The organism is Siphonobacter sp., from assembly GCF_048595215.1.
In the GTDB taxonomy this organism is placed as follows: Bacteria; Bacteroidota; Bacteroidia; order Cytophagales; family Spirosomataceae; genus Siphonobacter.
Genome location: NZ_JBMDWJ010000310.1, coordinates 1 through 3,331, shown reverse-complemented (window position 1 = coordinate 3,331; position 3,331 = coordinate 1). Strand labels below are relative to the sequence as shown.

The 3,331-nt window shown below is 53.8% G+C and carries 1 protein-coding gene; it reads right to left on the bottom strand.

Translation table 11 applies throughout. The features are described 5' to 3' along the window. On the bottom strand, nt 1-3,121 hold a 3,121-nt coding region (locus tag ACOJTG_RS19155; protein ID WP_420155294.1), incomplete at its 3' end, for a molybdopterin-dependent oxidoreductase. Nucleotides 3,122-3,331 lie beyond the last annotated feature (210 nt).

Sequence of the window (3,331 nt, the reverse complement as noted above, 5' to 3'; positions counted from 1 at the left end):
CGTACGTAGCATCCGGAGCTTCGGCCAGCCCGATACTACACAGGTGCAGACCTTCCATTTTCAGAATGTTCATCGAAACACTGCCGCGATACGGCTGGGTACTATCACCGCTCAGAAAGCGGGCCGCGGCTTCAGCCTGTTGTTCGGCAGCTAGCGTGATACCCCAGATCTGATCCCGCCACTGGGCAATTTCTCCGGCGGCAAAAATATTCGGGTCACAGGTTTGGAGGTAATCATTCACGGCCACGCCGCGACCGCAGTCCAGCCCACACGCCTTGGCTAATTCCAGATTGGGCGTAGTGCCAATGGCCAGGACAACAGACTGACAGTCAATCGTTCGGCCCGATTTGAGCCGGATGCCTTCTACGGAAGCGGTCCCGTGGAAGGTTTGAATTTCTTCGTTGAAATAAATGTCAATACCCCGGTCCCGCAGGTCCTGATAGAGCATTTCGCTGGCCCGGGCATCTAGTTGCCGTTCCATGAATCGTCCGGAACGTTGAATGACGGTGACCGACAAGCCCATGTGTCGTAGTGAAGCCGCCAGTTCCAGCCCCAGCAAACCACCGCCGACCACCACGATCCGGGCATCGGGCGTACGCAGGTAGGGGCGTAGCGTATCCGCATCCACACGGGAACGCATATTGAAAATGCCGGGCAGCGGCGGTACACCTTTGGGCATAAAAGCCCGGCTGCCTGTGGCCAGAATCAGCTTATCGTACGTATGTTCGGCTCCGGTACTGTCTGTCACGACTTTATGTACGCGGTCGATGTGAACAATGCTGGTTTCGGTATGCACCCGGATGCGATTTTCCGCAAATTGTTCGGGCGACAACTTGACCAGCTGCGACCAGGATTGTTCGCCACTGATGTAGTCGGGGAGGAGTACCCGATTGTAAAATGGATATTTTTCCTGCGAAAAGACCTCAATTTCATCACTTTGATTCAATGCTCGGTACGACTGAATAAACCCCAGGGCCGCCGAGCCCGCTCCTACGATAAGGATCTTTTCCTGCGGTTTCACATACGCTTGTACTTGTACCGCTGAAAATTTGAAATCAGGTTCCTTCGATTTGGGGTCAATCAGAGTATTGGTCAGATTGTTAGCCCGACCCAGCGAACCATTACCAATTTTTCCCCAGTGCATGGGTAGAAAACAAAGGCCGGGGCGTACATCCGTGGTGAGCTGAGCCTTGACGCGTACTGTGCCCCGACGGCCCCGGATTTCAACCAGTTGGCCGTCATGTATCTGCCGGGCCTCCGCATCGGCGGGATGCATTTGCAAAAAAGGTTGGGGGAGGTGCTGGTTAAGCTTCGCCACCCGACCCGTTTTGGTCATTGTATGCCATTGATCGCGGATTCGCCCCGTCGTGAGTACCAAAGGAAATGCTCCATCCGTAGGTTCGGAAGCATTTCCGTCCGGGACAGCCTGAATTTGAGCCCGTTGATTGGCCGTGTAAAAGTGATGATCCGTAAATAATCGTTGCGTCGAGTCAGTAGCCTGAGCCGGGTACGGCCACTGAATACTGCGTTTCTGACGAAGTAAGTCATACGTTACACCCGTTACATCGACGTTAGTACCGGCGGTAAGCTGGGTGTATTCGCGATAGACTTCTTCGGCCTTCTGGTAGGGGAAAGCTCGTTCAAAGCCCATTTTACGGGCAAACCGCCAGATAATCTCCACATCGGGAAGGGCTTCGCCGGGAGCGGTCCGAATCTGGGGCAGGTAGGTAATACGGCGTTCGGCGTTGGTCATCGTGCCTTCCTTTTCCAACCAGCCCGCGGCGGGTAATACTACATCGGCAAACGCCAGCGTGTCGGCCCGACTGGAAATGTCCTGTACCACCACAAAACGGGCGTTAGTCAGGGCTTTTTCGGCGGCGTTCAGATCGGGCATGCTCACCATCGGATTGGTATTGATAATCCAGATGGCTTTCAGGCGATCATCCGCCAGTGCTTCGAACAATTCCGTCGCCGTCAGACCGGGTTTATCGGCAATTTTCACGGGCGACTGCCAAAATTCTTCCACTTCCTGCCGATGGCGGGCATTGGTTACTTCCCGGTGAGCGGGTAGGGCATTGGCTAGTCCACCCACTTCCCGACCGCCCATGGCATTGGGCTGACCCGTCAGCGAAAACGGTCCGTTACCAGGGGTGCCGATTCGCCCCGTAATGAGGTGGAGGTTAATGAGCGAAAGGTTTTTATTTACGCCCACGACCGACTGGTTCAGTCCCATTGTCCACAAGGACAGAAAGCCTTTGGAGGAACCAATCCACTCGGCGGCCTGATGAATATCCGCTTCCGGTACGCCACATAGCTCGGCTGCTTCGGCGATACTGCGTTGAAAGACGCTTTCCCGATAAGCTTCAAAACCATCGGTATGATCCAGAATGAAATTGGTATCAACTTTCTCTTGTTCAATTAATAAACGGCCAATGGCGTGGTTAAGCACAATGTCCGTACCGGGTCGCAAAGGCAGATGCAGGTCAGCGGAACGGGCGGTATCCGTGACCCGTGGATCGACGCAAATGATTTTTACCTGCGGATTCGCGGCTTTGTGAGCTTCAATCCGACGCCATAGGATGGGATGACACCAGGCTGGATTGGCTCCCTGCACGTAAAACACATCGGCTTCTTCAATATCATCGTAGCAAACGGGTACGGAATCTTCGCCCAGTGAAAGTTTATAACCTACGACGGCTGAACTCATGCACAACCGCGAGTTGGTATCGATGTTATTCGAACCAATAAAGCCTTTGATTAACTTATTGACGAGGTAATACTCCTCCGTCAGGCACTGGCCCGATACGTAAAACGCAACGGAATCAGGACCGTATTTCTGAATGAACGTTTTAAAAACCGCTGCGGTACGATCCAGAGCTGCGTCCCAGCTGACGCGTTCGAGGGGAGCCGAACGTCCGTACCGCATCTGCGGGTAGAGCAAGCGATCGGACTGATCCATCACCGTATAGTGCAGGTTCATGCCCTTCGAGCAAAGCAGGCCCCGGTTGGAAGGGTGCTGCGGATCGCCCTGTACGGAAAGCTGTCCCGAAGCTTCGGTTTTCACCACAATACCGCAACCCACGCCGCAGTAGCAACAAGTCGTTTGATGGGTGTTTTCCATAAGGGAGGGCTTTTTATTATGCGTTTTTTAGAATACAGATAATTCGGAGCATTTAAACCGATGTCGTCCTCAATACTGGCTGACTAGCAGCCATTGAGCCTTCCAGGCTGGATCTATCCATGACTAAACATTCCATGGGGGCCATCCCATGGGGACGACAGCCTGCTCTAGACCACCGCGTTGCGGCTATCGTAGGTCATTCCGTTGCTC